The sequence below is a fragment of the Vibrio sp. 2304 genome, from assembly GCF_033339475.1.
GTDB lineage: Bacteria > Pseudomonadota > Gammaproteobacteria > Enterobacterales > Vibrionaceae > Vibrio > Vibrio alginolyticus.
The window spans coordinates 1-525 of the sequence record NZ_JAWOUQ010000137.1; the positions used below are offsets into that span (position 1 = coordinate 1).

The window sequence follows — 525 nt, forward strand, 5'->3', positions numbered from 1 at the left end:
TGTCCATAGTTTGCAACTCCCATTGCCTGAGCTTTGATCCAATGTTTCTGATCATCAAACATTCCTACCATGAGAGCATTTGTGATAATTACTCTAGGGGATTCCTTTGAAGATCTAAATAGCCCTAATGGGTGCCCTGATTCAATAACTAGTGTTTGCTCATCAGTTAGTTCTTCAAGGTACTTCTTAGTCAATCTATACTGCATCCAGTTTTGGAAAACTTGACCTGTTTCACCATATGTTACAAGTTCATATGGATATAGTGCTACTTCAAAGTCTAAATTGTTATCAATCATAACTTGAAAAGCTTTTCCCTCTATGCATTTACCATTGTATTCATCAATTGGTTTACCATAGATTCTTCCTTCTGGTCTAAATCTATATCCATAAATTCTTCCTCGGGTTAATAGCTCATCTAAAAATTCAGGTGCTAATTTTTCATGCAATTCTTCTGGAACATATCTTAATGCATTCTTTAAGGCAATTTCTGTTTCTCTCTTAGTAAGTGTAAACTCTCTCTTTGGA

At 35.0% G+C, this 525-nt stretch carries 1 pseudogene; it reads right to left on the minus strand.

The features are described from left to right. Window positions 1-525, minus strand: a pseudogene (locus R7P64_RS24670) (urocanate hydratase); the annotation flags it as partial.